Consider the following 16,646-nt stretch of genomic DNA (forward strand, 5'->3'; position numbering starts at 1 on the left):
ATGCACTACTGCGGTGGTGCGAACGCTGCAAACATCTCGTCGCAGGTCATATTGTGGGTGTGTTCAGCAAAGTTGTAATAACCTGGTTTGCTGTCGATACACACCTGATGATCGAGCACTAAATCATCGCTGTTATCAAATAGTCCTGCCGGCATAACATATTGGCCATTTTGGCTTAAGCGATAAAACAAATGTGTACCGCATTCAGCGCAAAAACCCCGCTCGGCCCAGTCGGATGAACGAAAAGCACGGATATATTGCTCACCGTTAAACTTAACTTCTGTACCGCAATCGATCGCCAGCAGTGGCCCGCCACCCCAGCGCCGGCACATACCACAGTGGCAGGCGCCTATCTTGCTCTCTGCTTTTGCCGCACTGATAATAACTTTACCACACAGGCAACTGCCTTTACGTTGAACTGACATGTTATGCTCCCATCAGGTTAATGCTAGCTAGTTAATGCTACACACTTTAGCACAGCACTAATTTATTCGCGTCCAGCACTGAACATTGCGACAATAATTGCGTACCCCGTTACATCTGACAACCGCTTAAGAGAGGCTGTTATTCCAGTTAGCATTTACCAACAACAGGTTGCCAAAGCAGCCCTAAACTACGACGAAAACCAGTATCAGCTGCTGCAACGCTTATCGCTGCTGGCACAACAGCTAAGTACCGGCCAAAGTGCCGGTGCTCCGTCTTCGCTGCGTGGTTTGTATATTCAGGGCCCGGTTGGCCGTGGCAAAACCCTGCTGATGGATCTGTTTTACCAACAGTTGCAAACGCCACAGAAGATCCGGCTGCATTTTCATCATTTTATGGCACGTATCCACCAGGAGCTGCACCAGCTAAGCGGCCAACCGGATCCATTGCAGCGTATTGCTGCACAGTGGGCAGCACGTTACCGGGTATTGTGTTTTGATGAGTTCTTTGTCAACGATATCGGCGATGCCATGTTACTCGGCACGCTGTGGCGCCATCTGTTTAACGCTGGTGTAGTATTGGTTACTACCTCGAATACCTTGCCGGAACAGCTATACGCCAACGGCCTGCAACGGCAACGTTTTTTGCCTACAATCGCCTTACTGCAGCAATACTGTGAAGTGGTAACGCTGGACAGCGGCGAAGATTACCGTCTGCGCCAGCAGCAAAGCTGGCCGTATTATTTGCAGGGTGCCAGCCTGGCAACACTGCAGCAAAAGGCGGAACAGCTAAGCGGCCCGCTGACACCCTTACCGGCCATTAACTTGTTAAACCGCCCTGTACCGGTACTGTGGCATAACCAACACCTTATAGCTTTTAGCTTTAACGCCCTGTGCGCCGGGCCGCGCAGCCAGCTGGATTATATGGCGCTGTGTGGCCAATACGCCGCCATTGCTGTACACGGTGTACCGCAATTTAGCTATCTGGCCGATAAACCGATAGTGCACGGCGTTGAAGACTGTTATCAGCGTGAACACAAAGAATACTACGTAAGTAAACTGGACAACGAAGCGCGCCGCTTTATCGCCCTGGTCGATGAATGCTACGACAGAGGCACCTTGCTACTACTTAGCGCCGACGTGCCGGTTAATGAGTTATATCAGGCAAAACAACTGGCGTTCGCCTTCGCCCGCTGCAGCTCGCGGCTGCATGAAATGCAAAACCGGGTGCTGGGTCAGAGCACTGACATCAAATAGCACAGTTTCGCCTGAGCTATTATGTACTTGCTACCCGGCTTATAGACTTATGCGACCAGCGGATAGCAGTAACTGGTCGCATACGACTAGACTATTACTAAAATTGAACGCAATATGAATAAATTATTTTTCCATTGCGGAGGGAAGATGAAACTTAACTGTGATCTGGGTGAAAGCTTTGGCAGCTGGCAAATGGGGCTGGACAGCGAGGTTATGCCACATATCGATATGGCCAATATTGCCTGTGGCTTTCATGCCGGTGATGCGGATGTAATGGCAAAAACCTTACAACTGGCGAAACAGCACAGTGTTGTTATCGGCGCACACCCATCTTACCCTGATTTGCAAGGCTTTGGCCGGCGCAGTATGGCCCTGTCGCATAGCGAAATTGTGAACTGCCTGCATTACCAGATTGCCGCGCTGGATGGTATGGCACAAAGCGCTGGCTTAACCCTCAACTATGCCAAGCCGCATGGTGCTTTATATAATGATATGATGAGCAAACCAGCCGTATTCGCTGCGGTACTGGACGCCGTTGCCCGTTATTATAAGCCGCTTAAACTGATGATTTTAGCCACTGCACAGCAGCAAGATTACCGCGATTTAGCTGCTGCCAAAGGCGTTACCCTGTTATTTGAAGCCTTTGCCGACCGGCGTTACACCATTGATGGCAAACTCACACCTCGCGGCCAGCCGGGCGCCGTATTACATGCTGATGAAATGCTGGCACAGGTTAGCCAACTGGTTAAACACGGCACAGTCACCACCGCAACCGGTAAACAGCTGGTACTTGACGCCGATACGCTGTGTGTACATGGCGATAACCAGGCCGCTATTACCCAGGTGCAGCAAATTAGAGCCCTGTTAAAATGAGTATGGGCATGAGTAAGCCGCAGTACCAACTAACCCTGGCCGGTGAAAATGCCCTGATGCTGTATTTTGACCAGCGCATTGACCCGGCCATATCCGCCCTGGTACAGCAGGCTTGCGAGCTGATCCGTGCTGAACTGGCAGCAGATCTTATTGATGTATTACCCTCTTACGCCTCGGTGCTGGTGATGTTTAACCCGCTGCGTACTGATCACTTTCGCGTACAGGCGCAGCTGAAGCACAGCATGACGCAGCTGCAAAACAGCGACAGCCGAAGCGGCAAGCAGGTAGAACTGCCGGTGTATTACAGCGAAGAGAGCGGGCCGGATTTAGCCCTTATCGCCCAAACAAAAAACATCAGCATTGATGAGGTTATTCAGCGTCATCAGGCTGTCAGTTACCGTGTTTATGCTATTGGCTTTGCACCGGGTTTTGCCTATTTAGGTGAGGTAGACCCCATATTACAGATGCCACGTTTAGCCACACCACGCGCCAAAGTGCCACGCGGTGCCGTTGCTATTGCCGACCGGCAAACTGCAGTATATCCGGCACAATCGCCCGGGGGCTGGAATTTGATCGGCCTGTGCCCGACACGGATGTTTAACCCAGAGCAAACACCGGCAATGCCGGTATCGGTAGGCGATGAAGTACGCTTTGTAGCGATAGATAAAGCAGAATTTTTGCGCCTGGGCGGTGAACTACAAGGTGCCGGGCTATGAGTGGCTTTGAAGTAATAGCTGCCGGCGTACTAAGCCTGCTGCAGGATAACGGCCGTTTTGGCCAGAACGCGCTGGGCTTAACCACCGGCGGCGCTATGGATGCCCCTTCTGCCCGCTGGGCTAACCGGTTACTGGGCAACGACAATAACGCTACCCTGATAGAGTGCAGTGTTGGCGGCCTGCAACTGCGTGCCAACAGCAGCAGCTATATTGCCGTTACCGGCGCAGAACTGCCGCTTAGCATTAACGGCAACTCGGCTGAGCTTTGGGCAGTACATAAAGTTCAGCCAGGCGATGTCATCGAACTGGGTATGGTAAACCAGGGCCTGCGGGCATACCTGGCTGTTGCCGGGGGTTTTGCTGTTACACCTCAGTTTGGCAGCGTGTCTACCGTGCTGCGCGAAGGTATTGGTGGCTTAAAGGGTAATAAATTGCAAACCGGTGATTTTCTGGCAGCACAGCCGGTTAACCAGCTACCTCGGCTAAGCCTGCCGCTGGCCTACCGGCCACAGTTTAACCGCGTTCTGACGCTACGGCTGGTTGAAGGTTATCAGGCAGACAGCTTCCCCAGCACAGAGCGCCAGCGCTTTTACCTTAACAGCTATAAAGTAACACCGCAGGCCGATCGCATGGGCTATAAGCTGGCCGGTACTGCCATTCGCAGCCAGCAAAGCCAGTTGTTATCTGAAGGCATCTGTTACGGCGCAGTACAAATACCGCCCGATGGCCAGCCGATAGTATTACTGAATGACCGCCAGACGCTGGGAGGTTATCCGAAAATAGGCTCAGTTCTGTCGCTCGATTGCGCACTGCTGGCGCAGGCTGTGGCCGGTACCGAGCTGTACTTTACCCCAATCAGCCCAGAGCAGGCGCACAATGCTCTCTGTTTAGCCAAAGTACGTACTGATGCAATAACAAGCCAACTGGTGAGCCTGTAATGACAGCACTGCCTCCTGATTATCTTGCACTAAGCCAACAAATAGAGCACATGCTGGTGCGGCAAAACCTGCGCGGCATGGCCACACTGCAGCCACATTTGCGCCCCGGTTATATTCTGCGTGCGGCGCGGCTGATTAACCAATGCCGTGGTACTGTGCTTATAGGCACCGGTTTTCCGGTGCTGGATACCTTTGAAACCGACGGCCCGGTAGGCGCTATTGCTTTATATCAGTTACTCATGCAGCTAGGGGCAAAGCCGGTTATCGTCTGTGGTGACCCGCTGTACAGCGCATTAAAAGCTGATTACCAGTGTTACCAAATTACGGTAAATCAGTATGAGGCGCTGCCTGCCATTGCCAGTGAAGCGCTGGCAGCATTACAGCCGCAGCTGGTGATATCCATAGAACGGCCCGGTTTTAATGCGCTGCAGCGCTACGCCAATATGCGCGGTGAAGATATCAGTTCGCGCTGCGCCAGCTTTGACTACTTTTTAACACAAGCGGCCTGCCCCACCATCGGTATTGGCGATGGCGGCAATGAAATTGGTATGGGTAATTTGTATCAGCAGGTTAGTGCACTGAATATTACCCCGGCGGTAACCGAATGCGATGAGCTGATTGTGGCCGATGTATCAAACTGGGCAGCCTGGGGCCTGGCGGCTATGGTGTCCTTGCTGCGCAATGAAAACCTGCTTGCCAGTGCCAACCCGCTGGAAATTTTGCAGTATTTATCGGCCAAAGGCAGTGTAGATGGCGTTACCCGGCTAAATACCCTGACCGAAGATGGCCTGGCGCATACTGAAGGCGAGCAACTGATTACGGATTTTAAGTTACTGATTAAGTGAGAATCGGTTTACCCTAAACCAACCGTTGACGGCATGGATGCCGGACAAATGTGTCTGGAACACATTTGAACATCGTAGATAGCCCGCAGGGTGAACTGTAGGAAACAGTTCATCATCGAGCCTACAGGGACGTATTTACGGCGTGTTGGTGTGGGTAAACCGGTTCGATTGTACACCAACGAACAGCGTTAACAGCGAGAACCGCAATGACAACAGTATATTTAAACGGCGCCTTTGTACCGGCCAGTGAAGCAAAAATATCGCCGATGGACCGCGGCTTTTTATTTGGCGACGGCATTTACGAAGTGATCCCAAGTTATGGCGGCCGCTTTGTTGGTTTTGGCCCGCATATCGACCGCATGCACAACGGCCTGGCGCAACTGTCGATTGACCCTAAACTAAGCCTGGCTGACTGGCAAACCATTGCCAACAAACTACTGGCAGATAACCGTGCAGAACTGGGCGATAACCTCGGTGTGTATTTTCAGGTTAGCCGCGGTACCGATACCAAGCGCGGCCATGCCTTTCCGGCCAATATAGCGCCAACGGTGTTTGGCTTTGCCTTTGCCATCCCGCCAGAGCCGGTGGCCGATAAAGCCAAAGCTACTACCTACGCTGTGGTTACCGGCCAGGATTTACGCTGGCAACGCTGCCATATTAAATCGACGTCGCTACTGGGCAATGTGCTGCACTACCAGCAAAGCTACAGCCAGGGCGCACAGGAGATATTACTGTTTGATAAAGACGGTAATTTAACCGAAGGCGCTGCAGTTAATGTCTTTATCGTAAAAGATGGCGTTATTGCCACGCCGCCGTTAAGCCATAAACTGCTGCCGGGCATAACGCGGCAAATTCTGCTGGCCATTTTAGCCAAACACAGCAGTATCAAAGTGGAAGAGCGTGATATCAGCGAAGCCGAAGTGCTGGCCGCCGATGAAATATGGCTTACCAGCTCCAGCAAAGAAATTGCCCCGGTGTTATATGTTAACGACAAACCCGTCGCTGACGGCAAAGTAGGCGATGTCTGGCTTGCTGTACAACAGCTGTTCAGCATGCATAAGTTCGATTATTAACCTCAAACCTCACACACTATTAAAATAGCGCTACTGCAGCGCTGCCAACCCCGGGCAGCGCTATCTTTTATCTTCTTTTAATCACAATTTCACAAATAATTAATTTACAAAATTGCATTATTTATATATCTTTTAGCAACGTCATTTTAGCCGGAGCCCGGATGCGTATTTCTAACGTCTGGCGAAAGCCGCTGCCGCTGCTGGCAGCTGCCTTGAGCTTTTTAGTATTTATTGTTTTCTCACAACAGGTTAACGCAGATATGTTTAGCTGGTTTAAAAAATACGATGTGCATTTATCACCTGCCGTGCACGGTAAAATAACTTTCAATGGCAATCCGGTGGCCAACGTTAAAGTATTCCGTGAGCTGACTTATGACACTGAATATCTGGACTACGCAATAACCGATGTTAATGGCCAATTTTCCTTTGCTGAAAAGAATATCCGGTCACGCCGGCCAGGTAGCCTGCTCGAAACCTTTACCCGGCAGGTATTATTTTTGGATCATAACGACAAGCGGTATATTTTGTGGCGCTTTACTAATCGCACCATAGAACCCGCGAAAACGATAAATAGTTTGCTCAATGGTCTGCATTGCGATTTGTCAAACCCAGATATGATTTATGACCTGAGAAATCAGGAACATCCTGCTCATCCTCATGTAGTTTCGGGGATTTGTACATTTGAAACAGAAACCTACATTATTGGACAAGAGAGGAAGTAATCGTGCCTACACTTACCCCTTCAATGGCAGTGAAGCTTGCATCTTTAGCTTATGAAATTAAAGCTCCGGGGTCCTCCGGTAGCTATGATTTTGACGCTGCACCGGAAATAAGAAACGCTTTCAGTTTCGATTTATCCAACGGACCTATACGAGGCGTCTCTGGTAGCATGCTGGCCAGAATGCTAAAACGCTCAACTGGATTTGCAATGATTGGCAAAGGGAAAGGCCAATACAACGGTGATCACGTTGTTGCTATTCGAGGCACAGCAAGCTTAAGTGATGGTATCACTGATGCCCATATTGGTTTGACTGGTGGAGATAATAACTCTTTAATCCATGCCGGTTTTAATAAAACCTTTCAAAGTATGAAGCCAGCATTAGAAAACACATTAACGCCTTTACTAGCGCGTAGCTCAACCGGAACCGTACATTGTGTCGGCCATAGCTTGGGTGGTGCACTGGCACATATCACGGCCGATTGGGTTAAACGTCGTTATAAAAATAAGGTATTTTTGTATACCTTTGGCGCTCCCCGTGTCGGGCTGGATGGTTTCGCCATCAAAACATCTAATAACATCGACCGTATTTTCCGCTGTACCCATGCTGCCGATCCGGTACCAATGGTCCCTCTGTGGCCCTTTGTACATGCCCCTTATCAAGGTGAAGAAGTATTGTTAGCGCCAGGACAAGGAATTAGCTTTGCTGCACATAAAATGGCTGAGGCTGCCACTCCTGGTTATTTGAATACAGCCAACAGTGATAGCTGGCGCAGTCTTCAGCAAAGATCATCGCTGAATCTGGCGACAGTAAGGTTACAGTATGATAACCGCCACCAAGCTTCTTTCTCAAACTATTGGGCGGAAAAAATAAGTGCTGGTTTAATTACTCTGTTAAAGGACGCAGGGTATTACACTGCTGTCATGGCACAAGCTGCTATTGGCACCGGTTTAACATTCTACGATATGCTGGCAAGAACTTTAGAAGCTGTTGCAAAAGCCTCGACTAAACTTGCTGAGCAAACAAAAGGCTTGCTTGGCCACATGTTAGTGTTTGCCCGTCAGGCAGTTTCCACAGTCACCGAGTTATCGTTTAAATTTATCCGCTGGGTATTTGATGTCACTTTAGGTGCTTTATATCGCACTGCACGTGAAGCCATTAACAGCGTAATGTAAAGTTACTGCCCGGCTTTGCCGGGCTTTTTACTTATTTGTCTTATTAACATCAGAAAATACTTACCGGTTTCCACGCCATTGAGGTTGTCAAAAATCGATGCAACGCCAAACCATGAGATGGTTTTTCCTAATTTTCGTTGCTTTTTCACAGCAGGTTAACGCAGATATGTTTAGCTGGTTTAAAAAATACGATGTGCATTTGTCACCTGCGGTGCAGGGCCAGGTGTTACTTAACGGCCAACCATTAGTGGGTGCCGTGGTATCGCGTGAGCTTAACTATGACAAAGAATATGTTGATAAAACTACCACCGATGCTAAAGGCCATTTTAGCTTTACGGAGAAAAATATCCGATCCGGCAAACCTGGCAGTCTTTGGGAAATGCGAACCCGTCAGGTTATTGTTGTCCACCACAACCAACAACCCTATCTGCTTTGGTATCTGACAACGTCCAGCATTAAGCCACAACAAGCCGTGTTGCAGCGCTTGGCAGCGCTAAACTGCGATCTTAAAGACGAAGAACTGGATCAGGTATTTGCAAACGTTGAAACACCCGACTTTCCTCATGGCGTGGTAAGTATTTGCCGCTGGCCGGAATAAAGATAACTACATACAAGTAATTCAGCTAATGCTGCGATAACATCATTTGCCATACTGCGGCGGGCTGCTCGGTTTGCTGCAAATAATCGATAACAGCCTGCTGCTCGGCAGGCGTTTTGTTTTGCGATAACTTAAAACGTCCCGTGATACTGCTCAGGTTAATCTCAACGCCGACTATGGCGTTAACTAACTTTTGTTGGTAATCAGCGGCTTGTACCATATCAGCTGCGCTGTGCGCTTCCTGCTTTTTGACCAACGCCAACGTTTGCCCGGTATTTAACAGCCGTGCGGTGCCTTTTAATTCAGCCAGAGCGTAGTTCCAGGTAGATACCGCAGGTTGCTGCCGGTAACAACTGGCAGCAATAAAAGCATGCGGCCCCTGAATAACAATAGTAACCTCAGCACCATCCAACTGGCGAAGCTGCGGGTTATTGCGCGCTAAATGGCAATACGCTTTATCACTCTGGTTTTGCCAGTCAAATAAAAACGGCGAGGGTGTATAGCTTAAACCGGCGTTATTACTCAGCAGTAAACCAAAATAATGTTGCTGTAAAAATGCCTGTAACTGCGTGCGGTCATCGCTGGAATAAAAAGCAGGTGGATACACGGCTGGCTCCCGGTTAGTACTGGCGCTGAATATGAAAGGCGTTATCTATCGCGGTAAAGCCCACTTGTGGGTAATACTGCATGGCAGACGGCGCACTACGCAGTAATTGTTGTACCTGCGGCCCGGTAGCCTGTTGCACCGCAGCCAGCAGCGCTTTACCTATACCCTGCTGCTGATAAGCTTGATCTACCAGCAGATCACAGATATACACCACATAGGCTTTGTCGGTTAAACAGCGCGCCAGCCCGAGCAACCGGCCATTTTGCCTGGCGGTAATCAGTAAATTGCTACTTGCCAGCATAATGGCCATTCTTGCTCTGTCGTCTGTTGGCCGGTTAATGCCCGATGCGCGGTAAAGCGCCAGCATTTCGTCCAGATTAAAACTGCTTTCCTGTTGGTATACGATGGTCATTAGCTGTCTCCTTCTTGTCTTGCCGCTAGCATAGCGACTAAACTGGCACCATAAAAAGTACCAGTTTTAACAAAATGAGAGATCCAGTTGCGTATACTAACCGACAACCTGCAGCTTAGCGGCCGGGGTAGCCTGCAATTGCAGCTATACCAGTTGTTACAATATCAAATACTGCAGGGGCTCTGGCCTAATGGGGCCTTATTGCCATCCAGCCGTCAGCTGGCCACGGATTTAAAGCTAAGCCGCAACACGGTAAATCAGGTACTGCAGCAATTGGTGGCAGAAGGCTATATCGTGGGCCAGCCGGGCCGAGGTTATCAGATTATTGCAGTGCCAGATCAGTACTTTCAGCCGGAGCCAGCCCGTGCTTTACCAGTTAACCGGCTAACACTTAACCATTACGATTTACCGCAAAAACAGGGAATGGTAACTGGCTTGCTGCAACCGGGTGTACCGGCTTTGCCGCTGTTTCCTTATGCGTTATGGCAACGTCTGCTGTCGCGCCACAGCAACCGCGGGCAGCTAAGCGGCTTTGCTGAGCCTTTGGGTTACCTGCCACTACGTCGGACACTGGCTGTTTATCTGCGTCAGTCGCGCCAGGTGGTGTGTAACGAGCACAACATACTGATCACCGCCGGAGCACAGCAGGCACTGTTTATTGCAGCCAAACTGGTGGCAAAGGCAGGCCAGCAGGTATTGATGGAAACACCCGGCTATCCGCGCCTGAAGCAAGCCTTGCAGTTGTGCGAGTTGCAGGTGCGGCATTTGGATGCCAGCTCTGCTAATGGCCTGGATATAAAACAGCTTCCATCATCATCTGAGGCCAAAGCGCTATTCCTTACGCCCGGACATCAGTATCCACTGGGCGGCATTATGCCACTGGCAAACCGGCTGGCTGTGTTGCAATGGGCGCGTCAACACAACTGCTGGCTGGTAGAAGATGATTACGACAGCGAGTTTCAGTATCAGCACCGGCCTGTTGCCAGCCTGCAGGGTTTAGCAGGAGGTGAAGGGGTGTTATTTGCCGGTTCGTGCAGCAAAACCTTGTTTCCGGCGCTGCGCCTCGGTTATCTGGTTGCACCCAAAGCGGTTATCGCTCAGGCTGCCAGCATTTTGCAGGCGCTGCATGGCGATGTACCACTATTGCCGCAAGCCGCATTGGCCGATTTTATCAGCGAGGGGCATTTCGGCCGGCACCTGCGCAAAATGCGCCGCTATTATCAGCAGCAAAAGCAGTTTGCGGCACAGCTGTTACAACAAGGTCTGCCGCAGTGCCGCTTATATGCGCTGGACGCCGGCTTACATTTAGTGTTGCAGTTTCCTGAACCAATTGATGACGTCAGCTTACAGCAACAACTCACAGCCTATGGTATTAAAGCACAACCGCTTAGCCGCTACCTGTTTAATGCTGAGCCACGCAGTGGTTTGGTATTAGGTATTGGCAACAGTAGCCAGCCGGAATTAGCGGGCGCACTGCAACAGCTGATAACCTTATGCCAGCGCGCACTGCGTTAAGGACGGGAATGCTCTTAGGTGCCTGCCTAGTGGTTTAGCAATGCGTTAGCTGCGTATAGCTTACTTTCGCCCTGATGCTGCACGGCATAATTAAAACCCGGCTGCAGGCAATAGCTGCCATATTCACCTTGTTTATTCAGCGCAATAAAGCCAATTTGGGTATCGGCAATATTGCCTTTGCGCAGCTGCAGCTTGTGATAAATACGCTGCACCGCCTGCTCACACGCCTGCTGCGGGCTGTAGCCCTGACGCATCAGCTCGACTACCAGAAAAGACCCTGTCACCCGGATCACCTCTTCGCCATGGCCTGTGGCAGTGGCCGCCCCCACTTCGTTATCGACATAAAGCCCGGCGCCGATAATCGGCGAATCACCCACCCGGCCGTGCAGTTTAAACGCCATACCACTGGTGGTGCAGGCACCGGCTAAATTACCGTGGCTGTCCAGCGCCAGCATCCCTATGGTGTCATGGTTTTCAATGTTTACAATTGGCCGGTAATTGGCATCTTTTCGCCACTGCTGCCATTCCTGCTCTGACTCTGCCGTGAGTAAATTCTCGGCGACAAAACCTTGCGCCAGTGCAAAGTCGAGCGCACCCTGGCCTACCAGCATCACATGCGGTGTCTGCTCCATCACCGCCCGGGCTACCGCTACCGGGTGTTTAATTTGTTGCAGTGCTGCGACAGCACCAATATTGGCAAATTCGTCCATGATGCAGGCATCCAGCGTGACTTTGCCATCACGATCCGGCCGGCCGCCATAGCCCACACTACGCTCGGTCGGGTCGGCTTCGGTCAGCATTACACCTTGCTGCACCGCATCAACGCCACGGGCTCCCTGTTGTAATAAATTAAACGCCACCTTGTTCGCCTGCAGGCCGAAATCCCAGGTGCTGATCACCACAGGTTTACGCCCCGGCGCCGCTACTGCCGCACGCCCCGGAAACAGGGCTGCAGCCGATACACCGGCGCCGAGCATAGCGCCGAGTTTTAAAAAATAACGCCGTTTAAGCATAGGGCTCTCCTTGTTGCCGGTTTGGCACTGGTTGTTGATTTGGCTTAGCCCGTCCGGTCAGGCAATATTGTAGTTGCTCAAGCTTAGCGGCATCGACCATACCTTCAGTGAGTACCGCCGAATGCAAATGCCAGCACAACTGCGCATTGTCGTGCAGTGTTTGCTGCAATTGCGGCAAATTCGCCAGCGTAACCCCACCTCCTGCCACCAGCACCATGCGCCCGGCAATATACTGCTGCAGCACCGCCAGCTGACGTACGCCCTGCGTTATGCTTTGCTGTTGCTGCCAGGGTGTACCATTACTTAATAACCGCTGTATGCCTAATGCCAGCAGTTGCTCTACTGCTGCTGCCGGGCTGATGCAGGCATCAAAAGCACGGTGAAAAGTACAAGCCAGACCAAGCTGCCGGCACTGTTGCAATAAGCCGGTTAAAAACGGCAAATCCGGCTGCGCATCGGCACTTAGCGCACCTACCACTATGCCATCTGCACCCAACTGCGCTGCCTGCAATAACTGCGCCTGCATTTGCTGCTTCTCTGGCACCGAGTAAACAAAATTACCGGCTCTGGGCCTTAGCATAACCCGCAGCTGCGTATGCGAATTACAAGCCGCACGCGCCTGGCGTAAAGCATCGGCACTGACAGATAAGCCCTGCTGTGCCATCTGGCTGCACAGCTCAATGCTGTCAATACCAGCGGCGCAAACGGTGCGGATATTCTGCGTAAGGTAACGGCTATCGCTATCAAGGCATATTTCAATTTTCGCCATACTGCTTAGCCTCCTGCGCTGCAATGGCCAGTTGGCGGCGGGCATAATAAATAGCCCCTACCGTTGCCGCTGCCAGCGGTGCACTAAAGCGGCTACGTTGCGCCGGCGGCAGGTAAGTGAGCAAACGCTGGCCCACGCCACCGAGCAGACAACAACGGCCGGACGGTAGCTGGCTACTGAGCTGCGCGATAAACGCCAGTGCCTGTTGCAACATATCAGTAGCCACAGCATCAGCGCTATCTGCTGCCTGAAATACCAGCGGTGCCAGCTCAGCATATTGCTGCGGTGTCGCCTGCAGCAGTTGCTCTGCCATTTGCGCAGCGCTACCATTAAAGTGTTGTTGTAGCAAGGCAGTCAGCATAGTGGCAGGGGCCAAGCCATCCAGTGCCAGCAATACCGCCTGCACTGCCTGTAAACCCAAACCGGCACCGCTGCACACAGCGTTAATTGGAAAACCATAGCCACCAAGCAGGGTTTCGCCCTGCTCCGTCAGCCCGATAGCACTAAAGCCGGTGCCCAGAATAATCACGCTGCCAGCCCCGCCGCCATGGGCACCATAACAGGCTGCATGTAAATCGGTGGTAACATGCCAGCTGGCAAAAGGGTGCTGCCACTGCAGCGCTGTGGCTTTTAACCCGGCCAGATGGGCACCGGCAAAACCGGCACCTACATGCAAACGCGGATAAGCCCTGCTGTCCAGCCCGGCCTGTTGCAAAGCAGCATTTAACGCCTGCCAGACATTGGCTTCAACCTGTGGCCAGCCCAGCCCCAGGTTGGCAGCGCCCGAGTGCCCTTCACCCAGCAAAGCGCCGTTTTTATCTTCCAGCCGCACCCGGCAATGGCTGCCCCCGGCATCGATACCGGCAAACAGTGCAGAGCTTACAGTTAACATCAATCAGATTACCTTTATGATAAAAGGCGCAGCCTTAGCTACGCCTTTGTATGCCAACAATATTGCAGCTTAAAGCACGGGGCCGATCAGCTCAAACTCTGCTACCTGCATTAAATTGGTATCACCTTTGTTTTTTGTGATCTCAATGCGGTAATGGCTGAAACTGCGACCATTTAGTATGCTAAAGCTACGCCGCTCGGCTCGTGCCACGAAACTCTCGCCAGCCCAGTTACCCAGTGGCTGCCAGCTTTCACCATCGTTTGAGCCGAGCAGACGGAAGTTCTCCGGATCGCGATCCGGCGCATCGTTGGCACTGGTAATAGCAAAGGTATTCACAATTACCGGCTGCGGCAAGCTGATTTCCAGCCAGGAGGGCGCTTCAACCGACGGTACGCCGCCGTTGTCCAGCCATTTGGTTGCCGGATTATTATCAAACGCCATAGTGCCGGCTTCACCATCACTGATAGCGGCCCGCTCGTTGATCTGGGCTGCAGCATTATCACTGTGATCCTGCGCCTGCACCTGTGGGCCAATCAGCTCAATTTCGGCTACCTGCATTAAAGCACTATCACCTTTGTTTTTAGTGATATTCAGCCGGTAATGGCTGTAGCCCAGTGCATTAGCTACTGCAAAAGTTTGCCGCTCGGCGCGTTCGCTAAAACTGATACCGGCCCATTGCCCCAGGCTAACCCAATACTCACCATCAGCAGAGGCCAGCAGGTTAAAGTTTTCCGGGTCACGGTCCGGCGCATCATTGGCACTTACCAGCGCCAGCATGTTCACCGCCTGCGGCTCTGCCAGAGCTACACTGGCCCAGGCCGGTGCTGCGGCTGTTGGCACTGCGGTGTTGTCCAGCCACTTGGTCTGGCTGTCACCGTCAAAGGCGTAACCGGCGGCTTCGGCTTCACTGATAGCGCCGCTGGAAGTTACTGCTGTTGCCGCCAAAGCATGATTCAGTGCTGGCATTGCCGGCCCGATAAGCTCAATTTCAGCAATTTGCATCAGGCTGTTATCACCTTTGTTTTTGCTGATATTAAGCCGGTAGTAGTGATAAGCCAGGCTATTACCGGTGCTGAATAAACGGCGCTGACCACGGCTGTCAAAACTCTCTCCGGCCCACTCGCCTAAAGTCAGCCAGTTGACACCGTCGGTTGAGGCCTGCAGGTTAAAGTTCTCCGGATCGCGTTCCGGCGCATCGTTAGCACTACTGATAGCCAGGCTGCTAACAGCTTTTGCTTCACTAAATTGCACCTGCACCCAGGATGGCTGCTCAGCTGTTGGCACCGCCGTATTATCCAGCCATTTGGTGCTCAGCAAACCATCAAACGCCATCTCAGCCCGCTCGGCATCACCAATAGCACCTCTGGCGCTAATGTTGCCGCCTTGCTGAATTTGGTCAGGATACACCGGGCCAAACAGCTGCACTTCAGCCAGTTGCATTAAGTTAGTATCACCTTTATTTTTTGTGACATTCAGCCGGTAATAGCGGTACGGCAAGCTGTTATTAAAGGCAAAATCCTGCGCCGTTAAGCGCTGCTCAAAGCTGATCCCGGCCCATTGCCCCAGCGTAAACCAGCTTTCACCATCGTTGGAGGCCTGCAGATTAAAGTTTTCCGGGTCGCGGTCCGGCGCATCATTGGCGCTGGTAACAGACAACACACTGATAGCTTGCGCCTGAGCAAACTGCAGCGTTAACCAGGCAGGAGCCTCTGCACTGGGCACGGCTGTATTATCCAGCCATTTAGTGTCGGCACTGCCATCAAAAGCTTGCTCACCACTTTCGCTATCGCTGATAGCACCGCGGTAGCTGATTTGCGCACCGGCTAAATAGGCTGCAGTGGTGTATTCACGGATCGGTCCGCTGCTGTTATCTGCCAGCACTAATGGCAGCTCAAGATCAATAATGCTGTCTGGGGTTAAACCCAGCTCTGCCAGTACCGGATGGCCCTGTAATGCATCCAGCAGTTGCTGGCGCAGTGCTGTAGCAGCGGCTTCATCGCCCCCGGCTGCCAGCGCAACCTGCGCAGCCGCTGCCGCAAAGGTGTCGGCCAGAGTTGCCTCAGCGCCAATGTGGGCAAAAGCGGCATTAACAAATGACAACCGAATCAACTGGTTGCTACTTTGAGCAAAATTTTCAGCATTATCGGCACTTTGCAGTGGCTGCTGCATCAGGTTTATTGCCGGCATGTCAACGCCAAGAATACGTAACAGCTGCGCGGAGTACTCCAGTTGCGCCGGTTCCAGCGTAGCCAGTGCTGACACATTCCGCCCTCCTGCAATTGCTGCTTCCAGTAATTGGCTGGCAAAGGTGGTCAGGGCATTGACCTGCACTGTGGCATCAGCAGTGCCATCAGCGGCAGCACCCAGCGGTGCTTTTAACCAGAACAGGTTAGTTAATGTCACACTGCCCAGCGCGCCAGCACTGACCGGTGCACCCAAGACTACTTCGCCACACAGGCTAAGATCACATAGCATACTGCTGTCGGCGGTAGTGGTAACAGCCAGTTTGTGTACTGCGCTAAAGGCATAACCCGGAGCTGATGTCAGGGTGGTAGCGGCCATACCGTTACTGTCGGTTTGCACGGCGGTACTGCTTACCGTAGTACCGTTTAATGCACTGACACTAACCGCAGCACCACTTAAAACCCCTTTTACAGCACTGGCGTTTACCTCGGCTGAGGTTAACACTGGTGTTGGTGCATTATTTACATCCGGTGTCTCACCACTATCACAACCGGTTATTGCACCTAGTGCCACTGCCATCGCACACAGTAGCTGACATTGTTGTATTGTTTTCATTATATATTCTGCCTCTTTGTGTA

Annotated in this window: 17 protein-coding genes; 10 read left to right on the forward strand and 7 right to left on the reverse strand. The window is 51.8% G+C overall.

Translation table 11 applies throughout. The annotated features are described in order from the left end of the window. Positions 1-5: 5 nt before the first annotated feature. The gene (locus tag J3B89_RS03500) at positions 6-425 is read right to left on the reverse strand and encodes a GFA family protein (protein WP_215396104.1); all 420 of its coding nucleotides are present in this window, start codon (positions 423-425) and stop codon (positions 6-8) included. Between the two features lie 141 nt (positions 426-566). Here J3B89_RS03500 and zapE point away from each other — a divergent pair, with 141 nt between their 5' ends. The 9 genes from zapE (at position 567) to J3B89_RS03545 (ending at position 8,616) form a co-directional block, all read left to right on the forward strand. Next, complete coding sequence (zapE, locus tag J3B89_RS03505) at positions 567-1,679, forward strand: cell division protein ZapE (RefSeq protein WP_215396344.1); 1,113 nt, start codon at positions 567-569, stop codon at positions 1,677-1,679. A 147-nt stretch (positions 1,680-1,826) separates the two neighbouring features. Next, on the forward strand, positions 1,827-2,552 hold the full coding sequence (locus J3B89_RS03510) for a 5-oxoprolinase subunit PxpA (protein WP_215396105.1): 726 nt from the start codon (positions 1,827-1,829) through the stop codon (positions 2,550-2,552). Between the two features lie 8 nt (positions 2,553-2,560). After that, positions 2,561-3,268, forward strand: coding sequence for a 5-oxoprolinase subunit PxpB (gene pxpB, locus J3B89_RS03515; RefSeq protein WP_251372182.1), 708 nt, complete (start codon positions 2,561-2,563; stop codon positions 3,266-3,268). Continuing rightward, positions 3,265-4,206 (forward strand): 5-oxoprolinase subunit C family protein, encoded by a 942-nt coding sequence (locus J3B89_RS03520; protein WP_215396107.1) that lies wholly within the window; start codon positions 3,265-3,267, stop codon positions 4,204-4,206. Before pxpB ends, J3B89_RS03520 begins: the two co-directional genes overlap by 4 nt. Continuing rightward, positions 4,206-5,051, forward strand: coding sequence for a DUF4392 domain-containing protein (locus J3B89_RS03525; protein WP_215396108.1), 846 nt, complete (start codon positions 4,206-4,208; stop codon positions 5,049-5,051). Before J3B89_RS03520 ends, J3B89_RS03525 begins: the two co-directional genes overlap by 1 nt. A gap of 206 nt (positions 5,052-5,257) precedes the next feature. Then, positions 5,258-6,124 carry a D-amino acid aminotransferase gene (locus J3B89_RS03530; RefSeq protein WP_215396109.1) on the forward strand — a complete coding sequence of 289 codons (867 nt, stop codon included), beginning with the start codon at positions 5,258-5,260 and terminating at the stop codon, positions 6,122-6,124. A 161-nt stretch (positions 6,125-6,285) separates the two neighbouring features. After that, positions 6,286-6,846, forward strand: a complete 561-nt coding sequence (locus tag J3B89_RS03535) for a DUF6795 domain-containing protein (protein WP_215396110.1) — start codon at positions 6,286-6,288, stop codon at positions 6,844-6,846. Positions 6,847-6,848: 2 nt separating this feature from the next. Further along, on the forward strand, positions 6,849-8,018 hold the full coding sequence (locus J3B89_RS03540) for a lipase family protein (protein ID WP_215396111.1): 1,170 nt from the start codon (positions 6,849-6,851) through the stop codon (positions 8,016-8,018). Positions 8,019-8,184: 166 nt separating this feature from the next. Continuing rightward, positions 8,185-8,616 carry a DUF4198 domain-containing protein gene (locus tag J3B89_RS03545; RefSeq protein ID WP_215396112.1) on the forward strand — a complete coding sequence of 144 codons (432 nt, stop codon included), beginning with the start codon at positions 8,185-8,187 and terminating at the stop codon, positions 8,614-8,616. Positions 8,617-8,641: 25 nt separating this feature from the next. On the opposite strand, the gene J3B89_RS03550 is transcribed toward J3B89_RS03545, so the two are convergent. Together J3B89_RS03550 and J3B89_RS03555 are read right to left on the reverse strand one after the other, a co-directional pair. After that, complete coding sequence (locus J3B89_RS03550) at positions 8,642-9,223, reverse strand: FMN-binding negative transcriptional regulator (RefSeq protein WP_215396113.1); 582 nt, start codon at positions 9,221-9,223, stop codon at positions 8,642-8,644. Positions 9,224-9,236: 13 nt separating this feature from the next. Further along, a complete protein-coding gene (locus J3B89_RS03555; RefSeq protein ID WP_215396114.1) occupies positions 9,237-9,635 on the reverse strand; it encodes a GNAT family N-acetyltransferase in 399 nt (132 codons plus the stop codon). Between the two features lie 87 nt (positions 9,636-9,722). Here J3B89_RS03555 and pdxR point away from each other — a divergent pair, with 87 nt between their 5' ends. Then, positions 9,723-11,150, forward strand: coding sequence for a MocR-like pyridoxine biosynthesis transcription factor PdxR (pdxR, locus tag J3B89_RS03560; RefSeq protein WP_215396115.1), 1,428 nt, complete (start codon positions 9,723-9,725; stop codon positions 11,148-11,150). Positions 11,151-11,176: 26 nt separating this feature from the next. Here pdxR and J3B89_RS03565 read toward each other — a convergent pair whose 3' ends face one another. The 4 genes from J3B89_RS03565 to J3B89_RS03580 all read right to left on the reverse strand — a co-directional run bounded on the left by J3B89_RS03565 (position 11,177) and on the right by J3B89_RS03580 (position 16,623). Further along, positions 11,177-12,163: an isoaspartyl peptidase/L-asparaginase family protein gene (locus J3B89_RS03565; RefSeq protein WP_215396116.1), complete on the reverse strand. Its 987-nt coding sequence runs from the start codon at positions 12,161-12,163 to the stop codon at positions 11,177-11,179. Beyond that, positions 12,156-12,932, reverse strand: a complete 777-nt coding sequence (locus J3B89_RS03570; protein ID WP_215396117.1) for a copper homeostasis protein CutC — start codon at positions 12,930-12,932, stop codon at positions 12,156-12,158. The genes J3B89_RS03565 and J3B89_RS03570 overlap by 8 nt, the downstream gene beginning before the upstream one ends. Beyond that, entirely contained in the window at positions 12,919-13,824 is a 906-nt protein-coding gene (locus J3B89_RS03575; RefSeq protein WP_215396118.1) for a glucosamine kinase nucleotide-binding domain-containing protein, read from the reverse strand. The genes J3B89_RS03570 and J3B89_RS03575 overlap by 14 nt, the downstream gene beginning before the upstream one ends. A 69-nt stretch (positions 13,825-13,893) precedes the next feature. Continuing rightward, positions 13,894-16,623, reverse strand: coding sequence for a discoidin domain-containing protein (locus J3B89_RS03580; protein ID WP_215396119.1), 2,730 nt, complete (start codon positions 16,621-16,623; stop codon positions 13,894-13,896). Between the last annotated feature and the right edge of the window lie 23 nt (positions 16,624-16,646).

Source organism: Rheinheimera oceanensis (assembly GCF_018831085.1).
Classification (GTDB): Bacteria; Pseudomonadota; Gammaproteobacteria; order Enterobacterales; family Alteromonadaceae; genus Alishewanella; species Alishewanella oceanensis.